Consider the following 24,072-nt stretch of genomic DNA (forward strand, 5'->3'; position numbering starts at 1 on the left):
GCGTTGGCGGTGATGGCGAATACCACTACCCGGCTCACCGACGACGCGTTGGCGTTCCTGTCGGAACGGCATTTGGCCATGCTGACCACGCTGCGAGCCGACAATTCGCCGCACGTGGTGGCGGTCGGTTTCACCTTCGACCCCAAGACTCACATTGCGCGGGTGATCACCACCGGGGGTTCGCAGAAGGCGGTCAACGCCGATCGTGGCGGGCTGGCCGTGCTCAGCCAGGTCGACGGCGCGCGATGGCTGTCGCTGGAGGGCCGGTCCAAGGTCAACAACGACGTCGACGCGGTGCGCGACGCCGAGCTGCGATATGCCCAGCGCTACCGCACGCCACGACCCAATCCACGGCGCGTCGTCATCGAGGTTCAGATCGAGCGGGTACTGGGGTCTTCGGACCTTCTGGACCGCGGCGAGTAGCAACCGGTCGGCTCGACGACGACCAAACTCTGGCTCTAAACTTCGGGCCTTTAGCTGTTCTTCCGTCGTGGGTCATACTCGGTACCCGAAATGTCGTCCCAGAACTTTGGCGAAATCTCCGTCGGTCGATCTTCAGGAGCCACGGCGTCTACTTTTGCCTGGAACTCATCAAGCATCCTCCGTGCGACCGCCAACTCTTGTTCAGTCGGTGCAGTTACGCCGGCCTCTTCCGGCGTCAAGAAAATCTTTCCGGCAATTTCCCTACTCGCCACGGTTCTCCTAGCTCGGATTACTACCAGCCGCTAGCTAATCTTGGCTTTGGCTGCGGTGTTCGTACTCGGTTCCTGAAGTATCATCCCAGAATTTCGGTGAAACGTTTGTAACCCGATCTTCTGGAGCAATGGCATCTATCTTTTGCTCGAACTCATCGAAGATTTTTTCCGCGCGCGCCAACTCTTCTTGCGTGGGTGGAGTGATGCCGGCTTCTTCGGGCGTTGAAAACGTCTTGCCCGCAATTCTTTCACTCATTCTAGGATTCCGTTCTCTCGGCGGCCTTGGCTAATCAGCTCAGCGTTCAATCATGCGGATTATTGTTCTGCCTGTCAAAGGATCTATTCTTTTACTTGAGACGTAAAATTTAGTGCCTGGTGGAAACAAAACTTCCCGCTCTCCAGGAAATAGCGAAAAAGGTGAAATATCGCGTCCGGATTTGGATAAAATCCTGAACTCGACGTTCCCAGCGAATGTGGGCGATCGTGCCACTCCAGCGTTCGTCGTGGTACTCAAGAAGGCATCCTCTGTAATAACTTCACCAGGGCGATAGCGAGCAAGCACCTCGGGCGGAAGATTTGTCCCACGGATTACTGGGCCCTCATAGGGCGGCAGCTTGGCCAACGCAGTTTTGACAGCCTCTATACGAACTTGTTGGGACGCGTCCATTTCACCGCCCCTCAACGCATTATTTAAGTCTAGATAGCCCGGTCCAGTGTAGTCGGCAAGCGCCCCTAGATCATCCGAGTCGAGATGGCCGGGAGGGGTTGATGGATAGTCGCCATTGGCGACGGGATGTTGATCGGCCGGTGGATCGCCATCCCCCAGCTTTGAGGACTTATTAAGCGGTGGTTTCGGCCCACCGTTTGGAGGGCCACCATCGCCAGGAAAGTGCGGGTTACGGCCGGGGGCTGGTATACCGACCGGGCGGCCGCCAGGCGGTAGCGAGTGAGACGCCGATTTGGCCGAGGGCGCAGTTGGGGACGGGTGTGGAGCGACGGGTGCTGGCCGGACGGGTGGTCCGCCGTGCGGCGTCGTCACATGCCCAGGCGCAAATTCAGCGGAATGTGCAATCGCGGACGGCGCTCTTTCTCCTGCCGCGGCATCTGAGGGCGCGGGAGGTGCACCGGCGGCGGGCATTGCGGCCGGTTCATATGGACGGTCCTTCGGAATCGGGCCTGGCTCAGGGGGTTCACTTGCAGGCCCCGGCTCGTGTGGACCGCCCACAGGTTCACTCAGCGGCTGACGCGGAGCCGACGCCGGTTCATGCGGCCCCTCGCCGGGCACCGACGCCGGTTCACGCGGCCCCTCATGCGGGCCACCCGCGGGTTCATGCGGACCACCAGCCGGCACCGAAGCGGGTTCACGCGGAACCTCCGCCGGCACCGAAATCGGATCATGCGGACCGCTATCGACCGCCGGTCTCGATGGCGGCGCAGTTGCTGGGTCGGGCGGCCCGTCCACGGCGACAGGCCTCGGGACCTCGGCCGCCGGTGGCCCCGACCCCTGTGGCGTACCAGGTGCTCCATCGGCGGGGCGAGGCGCCGACTCGATCGGCGGCTCGATCGGCTTGCCGGGTGGCAATGCCGCAGAAGCGCCGCTCGTAGGTGGTTTGATCTCGGGCAAATCCTTCGTGACGCCTTCGAGGGTTTTCGGCAGTTCGGCGCTCGCCTTGGAGATGCCGGTCAGCGCATCCCGGGCACCGGCGATCCCGCCGGTACGGCCGGCAGCGCCAGCGGCCTCTGCTTCCGCCTCAGCGCCGCGTGCGGCCGCCCCAGCACCGTCCGCGGCCGCGCCTGCTTCACCGGCCCCGGGTAGCAACAGCGTGGCAACGTCGAACAGATTCTCGCCCGCGCCCAATCCCGGCCGAGCTCCGCTCCAATCCTCGGCATGCACAAGGCCTTTCAACTCTTGCAGCTTCGCGTCCGCGAATTCCTGAGGATGAAGGGGAGCATTGAACAGGCTCCCCTTCCACGCGCTCTTCCCCAAGCCGGTCCAAGTGGCGGCCGCACCTTGGGGATCGACGAAGAACCAATGCGGACTCAGGTCGGCCAGGCCTAATCCCATGTCGACCGCACCCTTCACAACACCCTCATGGACATTTATCCAAGTGTCGAATGCGGTCGCCACCGGATTACCGACGTCGTCTCCCAAAAATTGAATGAGCCCTCGGCGCGCGTACTTCTCGCATGTCACGATCTCGCGATCGGCCGCTTGCATGAGCAGCCTGATCTCCTGCTCGCAGGCCCGGGCCTCCTGTCCGAGATGCCCCAGTACGTCGTTGATGTCCTTGGCGATCTTCTTGATCTCGTCCCACGCGTCGCCGTCGATGATGAGCATGATGTCGTGACCGAGGTCGCCGAGGGATCCGAGTCGGTGCAACAGATCCCGGATCGCGTGTTGGGCGTGGCCGACCTTGTTGGCAAAGGTGTCGATTTTCTTGGCCAGCTCATCGCAGTTCTCACCGAGAGTCGCTGCGGCAGAGCCTATTTCATTCAGAGCGGTATCGATCTTGTCGCTTTCGGGCAAATGTTGAGTGTCCAGCAGCGTCTTCGATGCGTTGAGAGTTCTCTTGACCCCTTTGGCGGCCGCGGCGAAGTCGCGCCAACGAGACGCCGCCGCGCGCAGACCCGCCACATCGCCGTCGGGCCATGACTCGAGCACCAGCGATTCCACGATCGACCACAGCAGCGGTGGCGGCTCGCCGGGCCCCATCGTTCCAGGAGGCCCGGGCGCCGCGACGTCAGTCGGCGGCGACGGTGCCTCCAAGACGCCGCCAGCGCCACCAAGCGTCGAAGCCACTTCGGCCTTCGAATAATTCGAGGCGCCCTGCTGGATGAGAGCCCCGCATTTAAGGCACGCGTTGCCGGCGGCAGCCGCCGCCTTCAGCAGCGACTTGGCGGCGTCTTGATATCCCACGCCGAACACCTCGCCGGCGCGGTCCACGCCCGTGTGAGCCGAAAAGCCTGCGGCTAAGACCGTCAGATTCGCGGCCAGACCACCCCCGGCGGCCGCCACCGCGCTACCCGCGGCGTACAACGCCTCCGGATCGACAGCCAAGGGAGCCACGGGCGGAATTTTCGCCCAGGCCGCCCGTCACCGCTATTCACCCAGCGATCGCTCCGCCAAGCTAGCCCCGATCACCTAGCGCGACAACTCATCCATCAACAGCCCCGCCTGCGGTCACCGTGATGCGGTGCCTCCCGGGCGATACCGAGACGGTTGCCCCCGCCGGTTCCCCGTCGAGCTGCACGTCGACCGTGGTGGGCAAGCCCCCGAGCGTGATCTGGGCGGCGACATCGGTGGCTACCGTAATGGTCGACTTCGGCAACGCGGCCAACCCGGCACGCTCGATATCGACCCTCAGGCTGGCAACGCCGTTGAGGCGCAACGTCAGATACGGCAGCGGGCCAACGGGCCGTCCCACTTGCCAATCCAGCTCGCTGTACAGCCCGGGCGTCGGCTCGAAGTGTGGGATGAGGCCGCGATGGTGTCGGACGGTATGGGTGGGGTCTGGCCGCGCGTACGAGCGCGCGTCGACTTCGGCCACGGCCCCGCGCCGCGCGGTCACCTCGGGGGCCGCGGCCAGCTCCGACAACCACCACACCTGGTGCGGCCCGATGCCCAGATCGGCGCGCACCAGCTGTGGATACCAGGCGAACGTGATGTGCCCCGGATCCGCTTGGCGCAGAGCGGTTCCCATGTGCGAAATCGGATCCTCGAACTTGTCCTGAAACACCCAGGCGATGTGATCCTCGAGAGGGTAGACACTGAACCGGTGGCGGTAACCCAACCGGTCGAGCTCCAGCACCTGCTCGGCGGCCGAAGCGAACGGCACCAGCTCATCGAGTAGCCCATGGGCGATGACGTACGGCAGCCATCGGGCGTTCACCAGCAGCTTCCAGGTGTCACCCTCGCGGGCACAGTGCGAGTTCAGGTCGAGGTCGGCGGGAATGTCGACGTGGGGCAGCAGCCGCACGCCGCACGTCGGTGGCCCCGCCAGCACCACCGCTTGCGAGAACACCTGCGGATAACTCAATCCCAGCTTGTACGTCGCATACCCGCCCATCGAATAGCCCGAAATCACAGTGCGATTCGGATCGGTGCCCAGTTGTTCGGCAACCCGCGCCCATACTTCCCAGACGTCGAGTTCGCCGCTGTCGAAGTACCAGGTGGACGGCCCCCGGGCCAACGGCGTGACCACCACCGAGTCGCGGCCCTCGCACACCTCATGTAACAGTCGCGGATCGATCGCGGCGAACTGGCTCTGCCCGAGTGACAGGGAGTGCAGCAGCAGGGTCAGCGGCAACGTGCGACCCGGTGCATAGCTCGACGGTAAACAGATCGAATACGGCTGCACCCGGCCGAGGAATTGCGGCTTCGTGCTCAAGATGTCGTTGGCGGCCCAACCTTGTTCCAGACCCTGGCCGAGTTCGATCGACGACACGTACCAGCGGGTGGACGGACCGGTGATCAGCGGCTCGGGAGCGGTTTCGCGGGCCGCCAGCTGAGCCCACGGCACAGTCAGCGCGAACTCGGAGACGTCGCCATGTGTCAGGGCGGCGGCCTGAGCGGCATCCGACCAGAAATTCAGGTGGGGCGACTCCTGCTCGTTGGTGCGGAACGCCACGTTGTAGACGTTGGCTTGGCCGGGCAGCGCACCGTGCAGGGCGGGCACGTCGGCGAACCTGTCCCCGGCCGCGTTGGCCAACCCGGCGGCCAGGCGGACCGTCCAGCTGCTCGTGGGTTCGGCCAGCGACCGCGGGACCTGCGCCACGAACGACCGCGACTGCATGTCGACGCTGTGCTCGACCGGCGTCCTGACCTCGGTCGTCAGGTCGATCAGCGCGGCGCCACTTCCCGACACCAGCAGGGCCATGTCGATGCCCTTCGAGCGCACGCCGGCTCCAGCGGGCCACTGCTCGTCCGCCGTTCGGGCCGGGTCGGTATCGAAGGTGAACAGCGCGATGGGCACCGACGCGTCAAGCAAAGTGTTCCAGTCGATCCGCCACCAGGTGTGGGTCTCGGTGAGCCCCATGGCGACGCGGAAGATGTCGGCGCCGTTGCCGGCCGCCGGCCCGTCGGGATAGACGTAGGTTCCGCGCGGCGGCGCCTGAATCTTCAGGTCGCCGATCGGGATGCCCGTCGCGCCATGGTCGTCGTAGAGGAAGTCGGTCCAAAACAAAGCACCGTCGGCCACTCGGCCGGCGCCGCACGTGCGCGGGAACTGTTCGCCGAACGGCCATCCCGCAGGCGCGGGAAGGCGGGGCTCGGGGCGCCGCGCGGCCGGCGGCACCCCTTCGGGCATGCCGTCGACCACGATGAGCTCACCCGGCGGTGCCGGTGCCGATGCCGGTGCTGACGCCGGTGCCGGTGCGGTGGAGTGCAATATCGCGTCAACAAAGTGGCGTGCAATGCGAAGCGGCAGCAGCGGGAGGTCCAGGATTGACACCACCCCCAACCTACGCGGACGAAGGGACGCGTCGGTTAAGGCACCGGCACCACGATCAGTTCGTGCGGCCGATTGTTGACCGCCAAGGCGCCATCAGGGGTGACGACGACGATGTCCTCAATGCGAGCGCCCCAACGGCCCGGAAAATAGATGCCCGGCTCGATCGAAAAGGCCATGCCCTCGGTCAGGGGCAGATCGTTTCCGGCGACGATGTAGGGCTCTTCGTGCACCGACAGCCCGATACCGTGCCCAGTGCGGTGCACAAAGTACTCAGCAAGTCCTTCGGCGGCCAGCACGTCGCGGGCGGCAGCGTCGACCTGTTCGGCCGTCACCCCGGGGCGTACCGCGTCATACGCCGCGCGCTGGGCGCGTTGTAGCACCGAATATTGTTGAGCTACTTCGGGATTCGGCTCACCGATGCTGTAGGTGCGCGTCGAGTCGGAATTGTAGCCGGGTTCATAGGACCCGCCGATGTCGACGACGACTATGTCTCCAACCTGCAGTTCGCGATCCGAATATCCGTGGTGCGGGTCGGCGCCATGCGGGCCGGACCCGACGATGATGAACGCCACTTCCGAATGCCCTTCGGCCACAATGGCATCCGCGATGTCGGCGGCGACGTCGGCCTCGGTGCGGCCGGGGACCAGGAACTCCGGAACGCGGGCGTGCACCCGATCGATGGCCGCGCCGGCTTTGCGCAGCGCGTCGACCTCGCATTCCTCCTTGACCATCCGCAGCGTGCGTAACACGTCGGTGGCCAGGACCGGCAACACACCCAGCACACCGGCCAGCGGCAGCAAATGCAATGCCGGCATGGCATCGGTGACGGCGGTCGCGGCGGGGGCGCCGCCCAACGCGGAGCCCACCAGATCGTATGGATCCTCGCCGTCGACCCAATCCCGCACCGCCAGGCCGAGTTCGGCGATGGCAGACCCTTTGAGCGAGGCCAGCTCGAGGCGCGGCACCACCATCGTCGGATCGCCCGACGCGGGCAACACCAGCGCGGTGAACCGCTCCAATGTCTGTGCGCGCGACCCGACGAGGTAGCGCAGGTCATAGCCCGGCGTGATGACCAGCCCGGCCAGACCCTCGTTGGCAGCCGCGGCGGCGGCCGTCGCCAGCCGGCGTTCGTACACTGCTGCGTCGAAGCGGTGAGACTCCATGGCAGCCAGGCTAATGCTCAGTTGCGCATCGCCTCGCGGCGGCGTGAGACCATAGCCGGCATGCCAGCACCCCGCTCGCCGCTCGGCTCGATGAGTGGTGACCCGCAGCGCGCGGCTTCGCCGCGCTTGCGATCACCACTGGTGCTGCTCGACGGCGCCAGCATGTGGTTCCGCTCGTATTTCGGGGTGCCGTCCTCGATAACCGCTCCCGACGGCCGGCCCGTGAACGCCGTTCGCGGATTCATCGACTCCATGGCCGTGGTGATCACCCAGCAGCGACCAAGCCGGCTGGCCGTCTGCCTGGACCTCGATTGGCGGCCTCAGTTCCGCGTGGACCTCGTCCCGTCCTACAAGGCCCACCGCGTGGCCGAAGTGGAGCCGCAGGACGAGCCGGACATCGAGGAAGTGCCGGACGACCTGACGCCCCAGATCGACATGATCGCCGAACTCCTTGACGCATTCGGGATTCCGACGGCGGGTGCGGAGGGGTTTGAGGCCGACGACGTGCTGGGCACCCTGGCGGCCCGGGAACGCAAGGATCCGGTGGTGGTGGTCAGCGGTGACCGCGACCTGCTGCAGGTGGTGTCCGACGATCCCGTCCCGGTTCGGGTGCTGTATCTCGGCCGCGGACTGAGCAAGGCCACGTTGTTCGGGCCCGACGAGGTGGCCGAACACTATGGCGTGCCGGTGGACAGGGCCGGCCCCGGCTACGCCGAACTCGCACTGCTGCGTGGCGATCCGTCCGACGGATTGCCCGGCGTCCCGGGAGTGGGTGAGAAGACCGCGGCGACGCTGCTGGCCCAGCACGGCTCGCTGGAGCAGATCCTGGCCGCCGCGCACGACCCGAAGGCGAAGATGGCCAAGGGCGTGCGCAAGAAGTTGCTGGCCGCGCTGGATTACATCGAGGCGGCCGGCAAAGTGGTGCGGGTGGCCGCAGACGCTCCGGTGACCTTCTCCACGGCCAGCGACGAACTGCCGCTGGTCGCCGCCGATCCGCAACGCACCGCCGAACTGGCGACCGAACTGGGTGTCGGCTCGTCGATCAGCCGTTTGCAGAAAGCGCTGGACGGGCTGCCCAACTGACGAGACCGCCGACTATTGCGGCCGGCCGACCTCGTAGGTGCCCTTGTTGTCCTGGAACGTCACGGTGACATGCTTGGGCGCGCCGTCGATGCTGACGTCGCAGTCGAATGTGGCGCCCTTCTTGACCGTCGGGTTCTGGCCATGGTTGCACTTGACGTTCTGGACGTTCTTCGCGCCGTAGCCGTTGGTTTCGTCGCTGAGGACCTGCTGGACCCCGGCCTGCGCCTTGCTGACGTCCAGCTTGGTGGTGACGAAGAACCCGGGCTGCCAGAACCCCAGCACCAGCACGACCGCGATGAGCAGAAACGCGATTGCGCCCCCCACGCCGGCGATAAGCCCGACCGGCCGCTTCTTGCCCGGCTGCTCGTAACCGGGGTACTGCGGGTACTGGCCCGGCTGGCCGTACTGGCCAGGCTGTGGGTATTGGCCGGGCTGCGGGTACTGGCCCGGCTGGCCATACTGCCCTGGCTGGGCGTACTGACCGGGCTGGCCGTATTGGCCGGGCTGCCCGTACTGCGCGTAGCCCGGCTGCTGCGGGGGGTACTGCTGCGGGTAGGACTGCTCAGTCGGCTGTTGGTACCGCGGGTATTCGGCGGGCGGCGTGTATGCGGGGGCCTGCCACGACGTCTCCTGATTCGACTGATCCTGCCAGGTCGGTCCCACCTGGGTCGGGTCTGACGAGTGGTCGCTACCTTGACCCTGGCCAGGCGGCTGCCACTGCTGGTCCGATCCCTGCGGTCCGCTCATCTCTCTCCCTCAGCCTCTGTGTCTTGGCATGCTATCGGCGCTTACGGTAGCTCCGGCCAAGCCTACCCGGCGTCAACTGCGACGACGCCGCGCCGAATGTCATTGATAGCGCGCTTGGCGGTGGCCCGTAATTCGGGGTCCGGAGCGGCGTTGCGGACCTGGTCCAGCAAGTCGAGAACCTGACGGCACCAGCGCACGAAATCCCCCGCGAGCAGGGGTGATCCGGTGCCGGCCGGGTCGGCGGCCGCCAGCGCCGAGGCCAGATCTCCGGTCCGGGCCCAGCGGTAGATGACGTTGACGAAGCCGTCGTCGGGTTCGCGGCTCGGTGCGATCCGGTGCGTTTGCTCGTTGGCGCGCAACGCCATCGACAGCCGCGACGTCTGCTGCAGCGCCTGCCGCACTTGCTGGGTGGGCGCGTCTGCCGCGAAGGCCGCGCCCGGCCCTTCGCTACCCCGGGTTTCGTACAGCACCGCCGAGACCACCGCCGCCAGCTCGGCAGGCTTCAGCCCCGACCACGCGCCGGTGCGCAGGCATTCGGCGACCAGGAGATCGCTTTCGCTGTAGATGCGGGCCAGCAACCGGCCGTCGTCGGTGACGCGATGATCACCGTCGCGTCCTTCGATGAAGCCGCGCTCGGTGAGCAACCCGACGATCCGGTCGAACGTCCGCGCCAACGAATTGGTCGCGGCCGCAACCTTTTTCTCTAACTGCGCGTTGTCGCGTTCGATTCGCAGGTAGCGCTCGGCCTGCCGGACCTGCTCTTCCAGGCCGGGCGTGCCGTGCGACGAGTGTCGGCGCAGCTGTTCGCGCAACGACGCCAGCTCCGGGTCGTGGAAGGCGCCGTCGCCGTCCCCCCGGCCGCCGCGATGCCGGGCCGGGACGGTCAGCCCGGCGGCAGCGGATCGCAGCGCCGACGCCAGGTCGCGCCGGACCCGTGGCTGACGGTGTTCGACCCGCTTGGGCAGTGCCATCGAACCGACGCGTGCGGACGCCCCCGAATAGTCGGCCGACGAAATCCTGCCCGCCCACCGGTTTTCCGTTAGCACCAGCGGTCGCGGATCGGAGCTGTCGCGGGCGGATTCCAGGACGACGGCCAGCCCGCCGCGACGGCCGTGGGTGATGTTGATGATGTCGCCGCGGCGCAGTGCGGCCAGCGCGTCGCTGGCGGCTTGGCGTCGTTGTAGCCGCGACGCGCGGGACTGCGCGCGCTCCATCTCGGTGATGCGTGCACGCATCCGGGCGTATTCGAGGATCGGGGCCTTGGGTCCGCCGATCTCGGCGGCGATCTCGTCGAGCAACGCGGTGCCCCGCTCGATGCCGCGAACCAGCCCGACGACCGAACGGTCGGCCTGATACTGCGCAAATGACTGCTCCAACAACCGATGTGCCTGCTCGGGGCCCATCTGCTGAACCAGGTTGATCGTCATGTTGTACGACGGGGCGAACGAGCTGCGCAGCGGGAAGGTGCGGGTGGAGGCCAGCCCGGCCACCGCGGACGGCTCGGTGGTTTCGTCGGTGGGATTCCACAGCACCACCGCGTGGCCCTCGACGTCGATGCCGCGCCGCCCGGCGCGCCCGGTGAGCTGCGTGTACTCCCCCGGCGTCAGCGCCATGTGCTGCTCGCCGTTGAACTTCACCAGCCGCTCGAGCACCACGGTGCGTGCGGGCATGTTAATCCCGAGAGCCAAGGTCTCGGTGGCGAACACCGTCCTGACCAGTCCGGCGGTGAACAGCTCTTCGACCGTGTGGCGGAAGACGGGCAGCATGCCGGCATGGTGGGCCGCCAGACCACGCAGCAGCCCCTCGCGCCACTCGTAGTAGCCGAGCACGCTCAGGTCGGCGTCGGCGAGGTCGCCGCACCGGTGCTCGATCACCTCGGCGATCTGGGCGCGCTCCTCCTGGGTGGTCAGCTGCAGGGATGAGCGCAGGCATTGCTGCACGGCGGCGTCGCAGCCGGCCCGGGAGAACACGAAAGTGATCGCGGGCAGCAGGCCTTCGGCATCCAGGGTGGCGATCACGTCGGGACGCCCCGGTGTCCGGTAGAAGCGGGGACGCGACGGCCGCCCCGAGCCTCGGCGCCGCGGTTGCCAGTCGGTCATGCGGTCCGCCTCGCGGCGGTGCGCAATGTGGCGCAGCAGTTCGGGATTGACGCGCGGTTGACGATCCGCGGCCGGTTGCTGGTTGTCGTAATCGAACAGGTCCAACAGACGCTTGCCCACCAACACGTGTTGCCACAGCGGCACCGGCCGATGCTCGTCGACCACGACCGTCGTGTCGCCGCGCACAGTCTGAATCCAGCCGCCGAATTCCTCGGCGTTGCTCACTGTCGCCGAGAGGCTGACCACCCGAACCTCGTCGGGCAGGTGCAGGATCACCTCCTCCCACACCGGACCCCGCATCCGGTCGGCGAGAAAATGCACCTCGTCCATCACGACATACGAAAGACCATGCAGCGCAGGCGAATCCGCGTAAAGCATGTTGCGCAGCACTTCGGTGGTCATGACCACCACGGGCGCATCGGCGTTGACGGACATGTCGCCGGTGAGCAGGCCGATGCGGTCGCGGCCGTAGCGCGCCGTGAGGTCGGTGTGCTTCTGGTTGCTCAGCGCTTTCAGCGGCGTGGTGTAGAAACACTTGCCGCCGGAGGCCAGCGCCAGGTGCACGGCGAATTCGCCAACCACGGTCTTGCCGGCGCCGGTCGGCGCGCAGACCAGTACGCCGTGCCCTCGTTCGAGCGCCGCGCACGCCCGCTGCTGAAAGCCGTCGAGCGCGAAGGGCAGCTCGGTGGTGAACCGGGTGAGCTCCACGAGCTCGGCGACGTTATGAGGCGGCGACGGATCAGGTGACATCGTCGTGTTGCCGGGCGGTGAACGACGGCTCCGGTATCGCGGTGGGTGGTTCGATGACCGATGCTTCGTCGTCGGGAATCACGGCCTGGGCTTCACGCTTGGCCTTCCGTCTGTCGTGCAGACGGGAGATCTGGATGGCGAACTCCAAGAGGACCGACAGCGCCAACCCGAGCGCGGTCATCGAAAACGGGTCGGACCCGGGGGTGAAGATCGCCGCGAACGCGAACATCGCAAAGATCAGGCCGCGCCGCCACGCCTTGAGCCGCGCGTAGGGCAGGACGCCGATGGCGTTGAGCATGACGATGAGCAGCGGAAACTCGAAGCTGACGCCGAAAACGACGAGCAGGTTGATCAGGAAGCCGAAATACCGGTCGCCGGACAGCGCGGTCACCTGGACGTCGCTGCCGACGGTCAGCAGGAAGCCCAGCGCCTTGGCCAGTACGAAGTAGGCCAGCACAGCGCCGACGACGAACAGCACCACGGCGGGGATCACGAACGCGACCGCGAAGCGGCGTTCCTTCCGATACAGCCCGGGCGTGATGAACGCCCACAGCTGGTAGAACCACACCGGACAGGCGAGCACCACCCCGGCCGTCAGGCCGACCTTGAGCCGCAGCATGAACTGGTCGAACGGCGCGGTGGCCAGGAGCCGGCATTGGCCGCCCGGGCTGATCTCCGCGCGCGCCGACTGCGGCAGCGAACAGTAGGGATGGCGTAACCACTCGCCCAGGCTTTCCAGCCCGAAGATCGAATGCGAATACCAGGCGAACCCGAAAATCGTGGTCAGCAGGATGGCGGCCAGCGAGATCAGCAGCCGGGTGCGCAGCTCGGTTAGATGGTCGACCAGCGACATGGTCGCATCCGGGTTGGTTCGGCTGCGCCGGTTACGGGAGTTGAGACGCCTCAGCAGGCCGGAAGTGCGCGCTGAAACCTTGAAGACTTTCACGATGCTCGGTCAGTGGCGCTCGGGCAGCGCGACGGTGATGGCGGCTACGCCGGACGTGCTTCGGTGTGCCCCTGCTCGCTGGGCGTCGGCGCGTCGACCCGCTGCGACTGCACAGGCGTCGCGTTCGCCGCGGAGGCCTCGCTTTGGGTTCCCAAGGCCGACGTTTCCGCTTTGTTTTCCGTCTGCATTTCGCGGATCTCGGACTTGAAGATCCGCATCGACTTGCCCAATGAACGCGCCGCATCGGGGAGCTTCTTGGCACCGAACAGCAAGATCACCACTACCGCGAGGATCGCCCAGTGCCACGGACTAAGACTGCCCACTTTGATTACCTCCAGATGTTCACTCGATGCTACCGCAGTAGTGCCCTGTGGTGCCGGGCGCGCGCCGCCCCACGGCCCATGTCGCCTGGACTTTTATGAGCACAGGGCTTCGTAGGACGTGACGGCGGTCGCCGCGGCATCCCGTATCCGGCGTGCCAGGGACGCAGGCTGCAGCACCTGCACGTCGGGCCCGAAGCCGAGCACCAGCCGCGTCATCCAATCCTCGGAGGCGTAGGTCATCACTGCCTCGCAGGATCCGTCCGGCAATTCGCGCAGGTCGCGCATGGGGTAGTACTCGAACATCCAGGACGCCGCGGGGGCCACCCGCAGGTTGGCCGACGGCAGCGATGGATCGCCGTCGAACAGCGAGGTGTCCGGCGGTGCGTGCAGCACCGGCTCCGGCGGCGCGGCCGGTTCATCGAGCGCGGTGGCGTCCACGATCCGGTCGAAGCGGAACAGTCGTACGCCCTCGGCCTCGCGCGACCACCCCTCCAGGTAGCTGTGGCCGCCGATCAGCAGGACGCGGATGGGGTCGACGATCCGGCTGGTCAGGGTGTCGTGCGAGGCGGAGTAGTAGTCGATGGCCAGCGCGTGCCTGGACTGGACCGCCGCGCGCACCGCGGCGGTGGCCCGGTTTTCCACCGGTGCGGGCTCGTCTACGGCCGACGCCCCGGGTGAGGCGTCGTGCCCGACGGCGCCTGCCGCATCCTCGATCTTGGCGATGGCGCTGCGCGCGGCTTCCGGGTCGACGACCCCGGGGATGTCGGCCAGGGCCCGCAATGCGACCAGCAGGCCGGTGGCCTCCGGCGAGGTGAGCTTGAGGGGGCGGTCGATCCCCGCGGAGAACGTCACCTCGATGGTGTCCCCGGAGAACTCGAAATCGATGAGGTCACCCGGGAAGTAACCGGGCAGACCGCACATCCACAGCTGGTTGAGGTCCTCTTCCAGCTGCTTGGCCGATACGCCGAGGTCGGCGGCGGCCTTGGCTCGGGTGACCCGGGGGTTGGCCTGGAAATACGGCACCATGTTCAGCAGCCGGATGAGGCGGGTGGAGACGGGTGTCATGCGGACACCCCCCCGCGGCTCGGCGGTTGTCCCGTGGCGGCGCCGACCGCGCCCGCATGCGCCCGCAGCCGGGCCAACACGTCCTCGCGCAGTGACTGCGGTTCGAGCACCAGGGCGTCGGCTCCGTAGCCGGCGATGTCGCGTGCCAGCTGGTCGGCCGACCGGATGTCGAGTTCGATCACCTCGCCGTCGCGCCCCCCGAGTTGGCGCGCGTCGACGGGCCTGCCGGCGCGCCGCAGTGCGGTGGCCCGCCCGTCGGCCACCCACACCCGGGCCTGCCCGACGGTCGGCGCCGCCGAGACCTCGGTGACGGTCTGGGCCACGATCTTGCGCAAGTCAACGTCTTTCGGCACGGCCACGGCGCCCGGCGGGCCGATCGGCGTGACGTCCGGTCCGATCCGGGAGAGCCGGAAGGTGCGGGTGGCGTCACGGTCGCGGTCGTGGCCTACCAGATACCAGCGGCCCTTCTGGGTGACCACGCCCCAGGGCTCGACGGTGCGGGTGGCGTACGGCTCGGCTCGCGACGGCCGGTGCGGAAACTGCACGGCCTGCCGGGAGTCGATGGCGGACAACAGGATTCCCAGGACGTCCTCCGACCCCCGCAGCCCCGGGACCCCGGCCGGCGACGCGATGGCAACCGGCGCGTCCGGATCGACGTCGACCCCGGCCGCGCGCAGCTTGAGCAGCGCGCCCTGAGTCGCGGTGATGAGTTCGGGCGACTCCCACAGCTGCGTCGCCACGGCCACCGCGGCGGCCTCGTCGGGAGTCAGGTCGACCGGTGCGAGCGAGTAGGCATCGCGATTGATCCGGTAGCCCTCGGTGGGGTCCCACGCCGACGCGCGGCCGACCTCGAGCGGGATGCCGAGGTCGCGCAGCTCGTTCTTGTCCCGCTCGAACATGCGGGAGAAGGCCTCGGCGCTGGCGCTCTCCGAATAACCCGCCACGCTCGACCTGATCTTCTCCGCCGAGATGTAGCCGCGGGTGGAGAGCAGGGCGATGACCAGATTTACCAGCCGCTCGACTTTTGACGTCGCCATCGGCTCCAGATTATTCGATGGTCCTCCTCCGGCGCGTTCACCCGCCGTCCGCGTCGCGCTGTTCCCGCCACCACTTCTGCGTCGGGTCGACAGGATGAGTCGAAGCGCGGCTACATGCTCGCGATCAGGCGCTTGACCCGCTCGTCGACGGCCCGGAACGGGTCCTTGCACAACACGGTGCGCTGGGCCTGGTCGTTGAGCTTGAGGTGCACCCAGTCGACGGTGAAGTCGCGGCCGGCCGCCTGGGCCGCACTGATGAACTCGCCACGCAGCCGCGCCCGGGTGGTCTGCGGCGGATTGTCGACCGCCTCCGCGATGTCCTCATCGGTCGTGACGCGCGCGGCCAGTCCCTTACGCTGCAGCAGGTCGAACACGCCGCGCCCGCGCTTGATGTCGTGGTAGGCCAGGTCCAGCTGGGCGATCTTCGGGTCGGACAGCTCCATGCTGTAGCGGTCCTGGTAGCGCTGGAAGAGCTTGCGCTTGATCACCCAGTCGATCTCGGTATCGACCTTGGCGAAGTCCTGGCTTTCGACCGCGTCGAGCTGTCGGCCCCACAGGTCGACGATCTGCTCGATCTGCGCGTTGGGTTCCCGGGTCTGCAGATGCTCGACGGCACGGCTGTAGTACTCGCGCTGGATGTCCAGCGCGCTGGCTTGACGCCCGCCCGCCAGCCGCACGGGCCGACGGCCGGTGGTGTCGTGGCTGACCTCGCGGATCGCGCGGATGGGGTTGTCCAGCGAGAAGTCCCGGAACGGGACGCCGGCCTCGATCATCTCCAACACCAGCGCGGCCGTGCCGACCTTGAGCATGGTGGTGGTCTCGCACATGTTGGAGTCGCCGACGATCACGTGCAGGCGCCGGTACTTCTCGGCGTCGGCGTGCGGCTCGTCGCGGGTGTTGATGATCGGCCGGCTGCGAGTGGTGGCCGAGGAAACGCCCTCCCAAATGTGCTCGGCGCGTTGGGATAGGCAGAAGGTCGCGGCTTTAGGGGTCTGCAGCACCTTGCCGGCGCCGCAGATCAGCTGGCGGGTGACCAGGAAGGGCAGCAGCACATCCGAGATCCGCGAGAACTCGCCGGCGCGCACGATCAGGTAGTTCTCGTGGCAGCCGTAGGAGTTGCCCGCCGAGTCGGTGTTGTTCTTGAACAGGTAGATGTCGCCGCCGATGCCCTCGTCAGCGAGTCGCTGCTCGGCGTCGACCAAAAGGTCTTCCAGCACCCATTCCCCGGCGCGGTCGTGGGTGACCAGCTGCACCAAGCTGTCGCATTCGGCAGTCGCGTACTCCGGGTGGCTTCCGACGTCGAGGTACAGGCGGGCCCCGTTGCGCAGAAAAACATTGGAGCTTCGGCCCCAGGACACGACACGGCGGAACAGGTAGCGGGCCACCTCGTCCGGGCTGAGGCGTCGATGGCCGTGGAATGTGCAGGTGACCCCGAACTCGGTCTCGATGCCCATGATTCGCCTCTGCACGTAATCGAGCGTACTGGTTGTCCGACCTGGACGGTGAGCATGCCGCGCGTATCAATCCGACGAAGTGTTTCGTCGACCCTTAGCGGGGCCGCGCAGAGCCGGTTTGACCACGCTCTCCTTGCGCCGGCGCCGTGCCTACAGGCAGCTCACCGGCATCTTAGGCACCACCGGCCTCACCGGTATTGGCGAACGTGCGTCGCCGTCGAGGTGTGCCGGTGTCTAGTCGGAAGGACCGCCGTTGGCATCCGAGGCCTCACCGTCGCCGCCCAAGCCGTTGGAATCCAGCTCGCGCAGCAAGTTTTCCACGGTCGCGCGATTGATCCGCCGGAAGGCCCGTCGCGGCCGGTTGACATCCAGGATGGCAACTTCCAGGCTTCCCACGTCCAGCGTGGACTGGTCCCCATTCGAGACCTCGCTCCCGGCCCGCAGCGCTTTCACGGCGATGCGGGTGGCCTCACGCAGATCGGCGTTCTCGGCGTACGACTCCTTTAGCGCCGTAGTGATCGGCTCGGTGGTACCACCCATCACGACGAAATGCGGCTCGTCGGCGATCGACCCGTCATAGGTGATCCGATACAGCTCAGGCGGTTTGGTCTCGCCGTAGTGCGCGACCTCGGCCACACACAACTCCACCTCGTAGGGCTTGGCCTGCTCGGTGAAGATGGTGCCCAGCGTCTGCGCATAGACGTAGGCCAGTTGGCGGCCCGTCACGTCGCGACGGTCGTAGGCGTAGCCGCGGGTGTCGGCGAATTGGATTCCGCCGCGGCGCAAGTTGTCGAATTCGTTGAACTTCCCGGCAGCCGCGAATCCGACACGATCGTAGAGTTCGCTGATCTTCTGCAACGACCGTGAAGGATTCTCCGCGACGAAGAGCACGCCACCGGCGTAGACCAGGGCGACCACGCTCTTGCCGCGAGCGATGCCCTTTCGCGCGAGCTCGCTGCGCTCGCGCATCGCCTGCTCGGGTGAGATGAAATAGGGGAAGCTCACTTCTCACCACCATCGGGACCGAAAGTGTCAGCGCGCGAACGGCTTTGGATCACTTCGCGGGCCAATTCGGCGATGCGGCTCTCCGGCACTTCCAGCGCGCCCTCGGCACCGATGGTGACCGCGGTGGGATAGATGCCCCGCACCAGATCCGGTCCGCCGGTGGCGGAATCGTCATCGGCCGCGTCGTAGAGCCCCTCGATCGCGACACGCACCGCGGAATCGGCGTCGGTGACCTGCGAGTACAACTTCTTAATGGACGACTTCGCGAAGATCGAGCCCGACCCCACCGACTGGTAGCCCTCCTCTTCCAGGTTCCAGCCGCCGGCGGCATCGAAAGACACGATGCGGCCGGCGCCTTCGGAGTCGGGCGCGTCGATGTCGTAGCCCACCAGCAGCGGCAAGGCGATCAGACCCTGCATCGCCGCCGCAAGATTTCCGCGCACCATGATCGCCAGCCGGTTCACCTTGCCGGCGAACGTCAGTGGCACGCCTTCGAGTTTCTCGTAATGCTCGAGTTCCACCGCATAAAGGCGGGCGAACTCCACAGCGATGGCGGCGGTACCGGCGATGCCGGTGGCGGTGTAGTCGTCGGTGATGTACACCTTCTTCACATCGCGCCCGGCGATCATGTTGCCCTGCGTTGAACGCCGATCGCCGGCGAGCACCACGCCACCGGGGTACTTCAGCGCGACGATGGTGGTGCCGTGCGGCAGCTGCCCCGTGGCGGCACCCGATTGCGAGCCGGACAGGCTTGCCGGCAGCAATTCCGGCGCCTGACGTCGCAACAAGTCAGCAAACGACGAGAGGTCTATAGCGGAATTGCCCGGAAGTGACGGGCCCGGTAGTGCGGAATTGATGGACAGGCGATTGGAGAAAGGCCAGGTCACTGTCCGCCCTTTTGGACATACGCGCGAACGAAGTCCTCAGCGTTCTCCTCGAGGACGTCGTCGATCTCGTCCAGCAGATCGTCGGTGTCCTCGGCTAGCTTCTCCCGGCGCTCTTGGCCCGCGGCCGTGCTGCTGGCGGTGTCGTCTTCGTCGCCGCCACCACCGCCACGCTTGGTCTGCTCCTGAGCCATCGCCGCCTCCTGCGTTGTGTGGGCCCTTTGAATGGCTTACTCACCGATCAAGCCACACTGCCCGTTGGTCTTTCCTAGCCTACCGGTCGACCCCGACGATCCTGCGGTTAACCGGCACCTAGCTGGTGAGTTGTTCCACCAGTTCGGCGGCGCTGTTTACAGAGTCCAGCAGCGCCCCGACATGCGCCTTGCTACCACGCAGCGGCTCCAGCGTTGGAATGCGGACCAGGGAATCACCGCCCAGGTCGAAAATCACGGAGTCCCAGCTGGCCGCGGCGATGTCGGCACCGAACCTGCGCAGGCATTCGCCGCGGAAGTATGCACGGGTGTCCGTCGGCGGGTTGTCCACCGCCTCGAGCACCTGGTGTTCGGTCACCAAACGCTTCATCGAACCGCGCGCGACGAGCCGGTTGTACAGGCCCTTGTCCAGCCGGACGTCGGAGTACTGCAGGTCCACCAGATGCAGCCGCGGCGCCGACCAGCTCAGGTTTTCGCGCTGCCGGAATCCTTCGAGCAGGCGCAGCTTGGCCGGCCAGTCGAGTATCTCGGCGCATTCCATCGGGTCGCGCTCGAGTTGGTCGAGCACGTGCGCCCAGGTCTCGACGACATCGGACGCGCGCGGGTCGGGGTCGCGGCTGTCAACCAGCTTGGCCACCCGATCGTGGTAAACCCGTTGCAGCGCAAGCCCGGTCAGCTCGCGGCCGTCGGCCAGGGCCACCGCGGCGCGCAGCGAGGGGTCGCGGCTGATTGCGTGGACCGCGTGCACCGGCCGCGCCAGCGCCAGGTCGCTCAGATCTATGCCGTGCGCCGGGCCCTCTTCGATCAGGTCCAGCACCAGCGCCGTGGTGCCCAGTTTCAGATAGGTCGAGGTCTCGGCGAGGTTGGCGTCGCCGATGATGACGTGCAGCCGCCGGTACCGGTCGGCATCGGCGTGTGGTTCGTCGCGGGTGTTGATGATGCCGCGTTTGAGCGTGGTCTCGAGTCCGACCTCGACCTCGATGTAGTCCGAGCGCTGCGACAGCTGAAACCCGGGCTCGTCGCCCGAGGGCCCGATGCCGACCCGGCCCGAGCCGGTGACCACCTGCCGGGAGACCAGAAACGGGGTCAGCCCGGCGATGATCGCCGAGAACGGTGTCTGCCGCGACATCAGGTAGTTTTCGTGTGACCCGTAGGAGGCGCCCTTGCCGTCGACGTTGTTCTTGTAGAGCTGCAATTTCGCGGCTCCGGGCACGCTGGCAACGTGGCGTGCGGCGGCCTCCATCACCCGCTCGCCGGCCTTGTCCCAAATCACCGCGTCGAGCGGGTCGGTGCACTCGGGTGCGGAGTATTCGGGGTGCGCGTGGTCGACGTACAGCCGCGCTCCGTTGGTCAAAATCATGTTGGCCGCGCCGACCTCGTCGGCGTCGACCACCGGGGGCGGGCCGGCCGAGCGGCTCAGGTCGAAGCCGCGGGCATCCCGCAGCGGCGATTCCACCTCGTAGTCCCACCGGGTGCGCTTGGCGCGCTGAATGCCCGCCGCTGCCGCGTAAGCCAGAACCGCCTGCGTCGATGTGAGGATCGGATTGGCTGTCGGGTCCGATGGCGATGAAATGCCGTATTCGACCTCCGTCCCGATAATCCGTTGCATGGCCCAAGCGTAGGCCGGGTGACGGAGCGGCCCCCGCGGCGGGGCGCAGGCGAGCCGGCCGATCGGCTCCAGCCGCGCGACGGTCCACGCTCCTCGACCCGTTGATCGAGGACCTGGACACCACCTTGGTTGCGCGCAATCACTACCACGGCGCCGCAGGGTGACCATCCGTCGTGTTGACGGCACCCACACCAGTGACTAATTTCACCCTGTGTCCGCCCCCGAATCCGGCCGCGCCGTCGGTAAGCACGCACTCGACCTGTCCGGGAAACGCTATGGCGAGGTGCTGCTGGTAACACCTGGCGAGGCGGGTCCGCAGGCGACGGTGTACAACACCTTCCCGCTGAACGACTGTCCCCAGGAGCTGTGGTCGGCGCTGGACGCCCACGCCATCGCCACCGAACACGGGGCGGCCGCAGCCCTGCTCAACGGTCCCCGGTATTGGCTGATGAACGCGATCGAGAAAATCGCCCAGGCCCCGCAGATCACCAAATCTTTCGGCGGGATCGAGATGATCCAGCAGGCCACCGTCCTGTTGTCGTCGATGAACCCCGCGCCCTACATCCCCAACAGGGTCTCCCGCCACACGGTGTTCGTCTTCAACGCCGGCCAAGAGGTATACGAACTCATCGATCCCCAAAACCAGCGCTGGGTCATGCAGGCCTGGAGCCAGGTCGCCGACGCCACTTTGTCGCGCGCCGACCTGCCGGGCCTTGCCGACCGGCTCGACCTGCCGGCCGGCTGGGCCTATCAACCGCGCGTGCTCACCGACGAATTGCGGGTGGATACAACGCAGCGCGCCGCCAGCGTGCTGCAGGACAACCTGACCAACAGCTATTCGCTGGTGACCGACTGACCACCGGCGCTGCCGGCCCCTACAGGTACTGACCCAGGTTTGATTCGGTGTCGATGGCCCGCGACGCGCTTGAGCTCTTGCCGGTGACCAGGGTGCGGATGTAAACGATCCGCTCCCCCTTCTTGCCCGAAATCCGCGCCCAGTCATCGGGATTGGTGGTGTTGGGCAGATCCTCGTTCTCGGCGAACTCGTCGACGATCGAGTCCAGCAGGTGCTGGATGCGCAGACCGGGCTGACCGGTCTCCAGCACGGACTTGATCGCGTTCTTCTTCGCGCGGTCGACGACGTTCTGGATCATCGCCCCGGAGTTGAAGTCCTTGAAGTACATGACTTCCTTGTCACCGTTGGCGTAGGTGACCTCCAGGAACCGGTTGTCATCGATCTCGGCGTACATCCGCTCGACGACCTTCTCGATCATCGCCTTGATGCATGCCGAGCGGTCGCCGTCGAACTCGGCGAGGTCGTCCGCATGCAGCGGCAGCGACTCAATCAGATACTTCGAGAAAATGTCTTGCGCCGCCTCGGCATCCGGCCGCTCGATCTTGATCTTCACGTCCAGGCGTCCGGGCCGCAGGATGGCGGGGTCGATCATGTCCTCACGGTTGGAGGCGCCGATCACGATGACGTTCTCGAGTCCCTCCACGCCGTCGATCTCACTGAGCAACTGCGGAACCACGGTCGTCTCGACGTCCGAGGACACCCCGGTGCCGCGGGTCCGGAAAATCGAGTCCATCTCGTCGAAGAACACGATCACCGGCGTGCCTTCCGACGCCTTCTCACGGGCGCGCTGGAAGATCAGCCGGATGTGCCGCTCGGTCTCACCGACGAATTTGTTGAGCAGCTCGGGACCCTTGATGTTCAAGAAGTAGGACTTGGCTTCGCGGGCGTCGTCGCCGCGCACCTCGGCCATCTTCTTGGCCAGCGAATTCGCCACGGCCTTGGCGATAAGCGTCTTACCGCAGCCGGGCGGACCGTAGAGCAGCACACCTTTGGGTGGGCGCAGCGCGTACTCGCGGTACAGCTCCTTGTGCAGGAACGGCAGCTCCACCGCGTCGCGAATCTGCTCGATCTGGCGAGTGAGGCCACCGATGTCCAGGTAGCTGACATCGGGCACCTCTTCCAGCACCAGGTCCTCGACCTCGGCCTTGGGAATGCGCTCGAACGCATACCCGGCCTTGGTGTCGACCAGCAACGAGTCGCCCGGACGCAGCTTGCGCGGCCGGGTGTCGTCGTTGAGCGCGTCGGGGTGGCCGTCCGGCAGGTTCTCGGCAACCAGCGGCTCGGCGAGCCACACGATGCGTTCTTCGTCGGCATGTCCGACGACCAGGGCCCGGTGCCCGTCGCCCAAGAGCTCACGCAGCGTGGAGATCTCGCCGACCGACTCGAACGTGCCGGCTTCCACGACGGTCAGGGCCTCGTTGAGGCGCACCGTCTGACCCTTGCGCAGCAACGGGACTTCGATGTTCGGCGAGCAGGTCAGCCGCATCTTGCGACCAGACGTGAACACGTCGACGGTGTCGTCCTCGTGGGTGGCGAGTAAGACGCCGTAGCCGCTGGGCGGCTGCCCCAGCCGATCGACTTCCTCACGCAGCGCCAGCAATTGCTGGCGGGCCTCTTTGAGGGTCTCCATCAGCTTCGAGTTCCGCGACGCAAGGGAGTCGATGCGCGCTTCGAGCTGATGCACGTCGCGCGCGGAGCGGGCGGCCCCATGCGAGCCTACGGTCTGCTCGAGTTGCTCGCGCAACATCGCGGCCTCGCGGCGTAGTTGCTCCAACTCGGCCTCGTCGCCGCTGGACCCGTCTGATCCGAGGGGGGATCCGAAAGCTTCAGAACGCTCTGAGCTACCCATCTTGCGCTCCTTTCCCGCTCCGAATTGGCGCGGTGGATACTTCAAAGCTACCGGCGATTGCCGACTCATGTACGTAGTCAAATACCCACGAAAAGTTAAGATTTTCGTCACGCTGGTAATCTCGGCCACTAATCGTGATGATCGAAAGGGCCGCCGTGACCGCAAAAAGCCTCGCCACCGGCCCGGCCCGCGCCGCCGCCGTAGCCCCAACCGCCGGTGCGACCGCGGTTCCACCCATCGGCCCGACCTTAGCGACCCCCTTCCTCCGCGAAGCGGCCAGAGCCGCCTAGCCGGCCGACCGAGTGGATGAACCGGCCACTGTGCGTAGCGCTGAGCGCCGCCATCACCGTGGCGACGCTCGGGAGTGCGGCGTGTTCGTCGCCTCACCCGAAGACTGGATCGTCGGTCACCTCGTCGTTGCCACCTGCCTCGTCAAGCCAGGTTGCTGCGCCGGCCACCGCTCCTCTGCCTCCGCCGGAAGCCCTCACCGACGTGCTCACCCGTCTCGCCGATCCGAACGTTCCGGGGAACAGCAAGGTGAACCTGGTGGAAGGGGCGACGCCCGACAGCGCGGCCACTTTGGACAAGTTCACCGCAGCGCTGCGCGACAACGGATATCTGCCCATGACCTTCAACGCGAACGAAATCGGGTGGTCGGACAAGAACCCGTCGAACGTGAAGGCCGTCGTCGTCGTTCACACCGCCCAGGCCAACAACCCGAACTTCACCTTCCCGATGGAGTTCGCTCCCTTCCAGGGGGGTTGGCAGCTATCGCGGCACACCGCCGAAATGCTGTTGGCTTTGGGGAAGTCGTCGACGGCTGCGACTACGGGGAACCCCGCGCC

The 24,072-nt window shown here is 66.5% G+C and carries 20 protein-coding genes; 4 read left to right on the top strand and 16 right to left on the bottom strand.

Annotated elements, in window-relative coordinates; translation table 11 throughout:
- Nucleotides 1–12 precede the first annotated feature (12 nt).
- On the top strand, nt 13–423 hold the full coding sequence (locus A5753_RS20555; protein ID WP_064954310.1) for a F420-dependent biliverdin reductase: 411 nt from the start codon (nt 13–15) through the stop codon (nt 421–423).
- 306 nt (nt 424–729) lie between these two features.
- Here the strand turns inward: A5753_RS20555 and A5753_RS24085 are convergent, their stop codons facing one another.
- The 4 genes from A5753_RS24085 to A5753_RS20570 all read right to left on the bottom strand — a co-directional run bounded on the left by A5753_RS24085 (nt 730) and on the right by A5753_RS20570 (nt 7,308).
- Nucleotides 730–951 (bottom strand): hypothetical protein, encoded by a 222-nt coding sequence (locus A5753_RS24085; protein WP_082971409.1) that lies wholly within the window; start codon nt 949–951, stop codon nt 730–732.
- 39 nt (nt 952–990) lie between these two features.
- Nucleotides 991–3,762: an ADP-ribosyltransferase gene (locus tag A5753_RS24970; protein WP_231990116.1), complete on the bottom strand. Its 2,772-nt coding sequence runs from the start codon at nt 3,760–3,762 to the stop codon at nt 991–993.
- An 88-nt stretch (nt 3,763–3,850) separates the two neighbouring features.
- Complete coding sequence (locus A5753_RS20565) at nt 3,851–6,145, bottom strand: alpha/beta hydrolase-fold protein (RefSeq protein ID WP_067132597.1); 2,295 nt, start codon at nt 6,143–6,145, stop codon at nt 3,851–3,853.
- Between the two features lie 35 nt (nt 6,146–6,180).
- A complete protein-coding gene (locus A5753_RS20570; RefSeq protein ID WP_067132461.1) occupies nt 6,181–7,308 on the bottom strand; it encodes a Xaa-Pro peptidase family protein in 1,128 nt (375 codons plus the stop codon).
- Nucleotides 7,309–7,434: 126 nt separating this feature from the next.
- Here A5753_RS20570 and A5753_RS20575 point away from each other — a divergent pair, with 126 nt between their 5' ends.
- Nucleotides 7,435–8,391 carry a 5'-3' exonuclease gene (locus A5753_RS20575; RefSeq protein WP_067132600.1) on the top strand — a complete coding sequence of 319 codons (957 nt, stop codon included), beginning with the start codon at nt 7,435–7,437 and terminating at the stop codon, nt 8,389–8,391.
- Nucleotides 8,392–8,403: 12 nt separating this feature from the next.
- On the opposite strand, the gene A5753_RS20580 is transcribed toward A5753_RS20575, so the two are convergent.
- The 11 genes from A5753_RS20580 to dop all read right to left on the bottom strand — a co-directional run bounded on the left by A5753_RS20580 (nt 8,404) and on the right by dop (nt 20,522).
- Nucleotides 8,404–9,138, bottom strand: coding sequence for a DUF4333 domain-containing protein (locus A5753_RS20580; RefSeq protein ID WP_067132464.1), 735 nt, complete (start codon nt 9,136–9,138; stop codon nt 8,404–8,406).
- A 62-nt stretch (nt 9,139–9,200) separates the two neighbouring features.
- Nucleotides 9,201–11,987, bottom strand: coding sequence for an RNA helicase (locus A5753_RS20585; protein WP_067132467.1), 2,787 nt, complete (start codon nt 11,985–11,987; stop codon nt 9,201–9,203).
- Complete coding sequence (tatC, locus tag A5753_RS20590) at nt 11,977–12,933, bottom strand: twin-arginine translocase subunit TatC (RefSeq protein ID WP_156656175.1); 957 nt, start codon at nt 12,931–12,933, stop codon at nt 11,977–11,979. Before tatC ends, A5753_RS20585 begins: the two co-directional genes overlap by 11 nt.
- Before the next feature lie 44 nt (nt 12,934–12,977).
- Nucleotides 12,978–13,256: a Sec-independent protein translocase subunit TatA gene (gene tatA, locus A5753_RS20595; protein WP_067132472.1), complete on the bottom strand. Its 279-nt coding sequence runs from the start codon at nt 13,254–13,256 to the stop codon at nt 12,978–12,980.
- 93 nt (nt 13,257–13,349) lie between these two features.
- A complete protein-coding gene (locus tag A5753_RS20600; RefSeq protein WP_067132475.1) occupies nt 13,350–14,321 on the bottom strand; it encodes a YafY family protein in 972 nt (323 codons plus the stop codon).
- Nucleotides 14,318–15,358: a YafY family protein gene (locus A5753_RS20605; protein ID WP_067132478.1), complete on the bottom strand. Its 1,041-nt coding sequence runs from the start codon at nt 15,356–15,358 to the stop codon at nt 14,318–14,320. The genes A5753_RS20600 and A5753_RS20605 overlap by 4 nt, the downstream gene beginning before the upstream one ends.
- Before the next feature lie 110 nt (nt 15,359–15,468).
- Entirely contained in the window at nt 15,469–16,827 is a 1,359-nt protein-coding gene (gene pafA / locus A5753_RS20610; protein WP_156656176.1) for a Pup--protein ligase, read from the bottom strand.
- Between the two features lie 219 nt (nt 16,828–17,046).
- On the bottom strand, nt 17,047–17,817 hold the full coding sequence (prcA, locus tag A5753_RS20615; protein ID WP_067132483.1) for a proteasome subunit alpha: 771 nt from the start codon (nt 17,815–17,817) through the stop codon (nt 17,047–17,049).
- Nucleotides 17,814–18,704 carry a proteasome subunit beta gene (gene prcB / locus A5753_RS20620; RefSeq protein WP_067132490.1) on the bottom strand — a complete coding sequence of 297 codons (891 nt, stop codon included), beginning with the start codon at nt 18,702–18,704 and terminating at the stop codon, nt 17,814–17,816. Before prcB ends, prcA begins: the two co-directional genes overlap by 4 nt.
- Complete coding sequence (locus A5753_RS20625) at nt 18,701–18,895, bottom strand: ubiquitin-like protein Pup (protein WP_067132493.1); 195 nt, start codon at nt 18,893–18,895, stop codon at nt 18,701–18,703. Before A5753_RS20625 ends, prcB begins: the two co-directional genes overlap by 4 nt.
- A gap of 118 nt (nt 18,896–19,013) precedes the next feature.
- Nucleotides 19,014–20,522: a pup deamidase/depupylase gene (gene dop / locus A5753_RS20630; protein WP_067132496.1), complete on the bottom strand. Its 1,509-nt coding sequence runs from the start codon at nt 20,520–20,522 to the stop codon at nt 19,014–19,016.
- 211 nt (nt 20,523–20,733) lie between these two features.
- Here dop and A5753_RS20635 point away from each other — a divergent pair, with 211 nt between their 5' ends.
- Nucleotides 20,734–21,378: a hypothetical protein gene (locus A5753_RS20635; RefSeq protein ID WP_067132497.1), complete on the top strand. Its 645-nt coding sequence runs from the start codon at nt 20,734–20,736 to the stop codon at nt 21,376–21,378.
- A gap of 19 nt (nt 21,379–21,397) precedes the next feature.
- Here the strand turns inward: A5753_RS20635 and arc are convergent, their stop codons facing one another.
- The gene (gene arc / locus A5753_RS20640) at nt 21,398–23,227 is read right to left on the bottom strand and encodes a proteasome ATPase (RefSeq protein WP_067132603.1); all 1,830 of its coding nucleotides are present in this window, start codon (nt 23,225–23,227) and stop codon (nt 21,398–21,400) included.
- A gap of 306 nt (nt 23,228–23,533) precedes the next feature.
- On the opposite strand from arc, the gene A5753_RS20645 reads away from it, so the two are divergent.
- Nucleotides 23,534–24,072: hypothetical protein (locus tag A5753_RS20645; RefSeq protein ID WP_067132606.1), on the top strand; the 539-nt coding region annotated here is incomplete at its 3' end.

Origin of the sequence: Mycobacterium sp. 852002-51971_SCH5477799-a, from assembly GCF_001667145.1 — a bacterium.
Taxonomy (GTDB): Bacteria; Actinomycetota; Actinomycetes; order Mycobacteriales; family Mycobacteriaceae; genus Mycobacterium.

Excerpts from the sequence above, each read along its gene's own strand:
- A5753_RS20555 (WP_064954310.1), top strand. The coding sequence starts at position 13 with ATGGCGAATACCACTACCCGGCTCACCGACGACGCGTTGGCGTTCCTG.
- A5753_RS24085 (WP_082971409.1), bottom strand. The coding sequence starts at position 951 with ATGAGTGAAAGAATTGCGGGCAAGACGTTTTCAACGCCCGAAGAAGCC.
- A5753_RS20570 (WP_067132461.1), bottom strand. The coding sequence starts at position 7,308 with ATGGAGTCTCACCGCTTCGACGCAGCAGTGTACGAACGCCGGCTGGCG.
- A5753_RS20580 (WP_067132464.1), bottom strand. The coding sequence starts at position 9,138 with ATGAGCGGACCGCAGGGATCGGACCAGCAGTGGCAGCCGCCTGGCCAG.
- A5753_RS20585 (WP_067132467.1), bottom strand. The coding sequence starts at position 11,987 with ATGTCACCTGATCCGTCGCCGCCTCATAACGTCGCCGAGCTCGTGGAG.
- A5753_RS20600 (WP_067132475.1), bottom strand. The coding sequence starts at position 14,321 with ATGACACCCGTCTCCACCCGCCTCATCCGGCTGCTGAACATGGTGCCG.
- A5753_RS20605 (WP_067132478.1), bottom strand. The coding sequence starts at position 15,358 with ATGGCGACGTCAAAAGTCGAGCGGCTGGTAAATCTGGTCATCGCCCTG.
- A5753_RS20625 (WP_067132493.1), bottom strand. The coding sequence starts at position 18,895 with ATGGCTCAGGAGCAGACCAAGCGTGGCGGTGGTGGCGGCGACGAAGAC.
- dop (WP_067132496.1), bottom strand. The coding sequence starts at position 20,522 with ATGCAACGGATTATCGGGACGGAGGTCGAATACGGCATTTCATCGCCA.
- arc (WP_067132603.1), bottom strand. The coding sequence starts at position 23,227 with ATGGGTAGCTCAGAGCGTTCTGAAGCTTTCGGATCCCCCCTCGGATCA.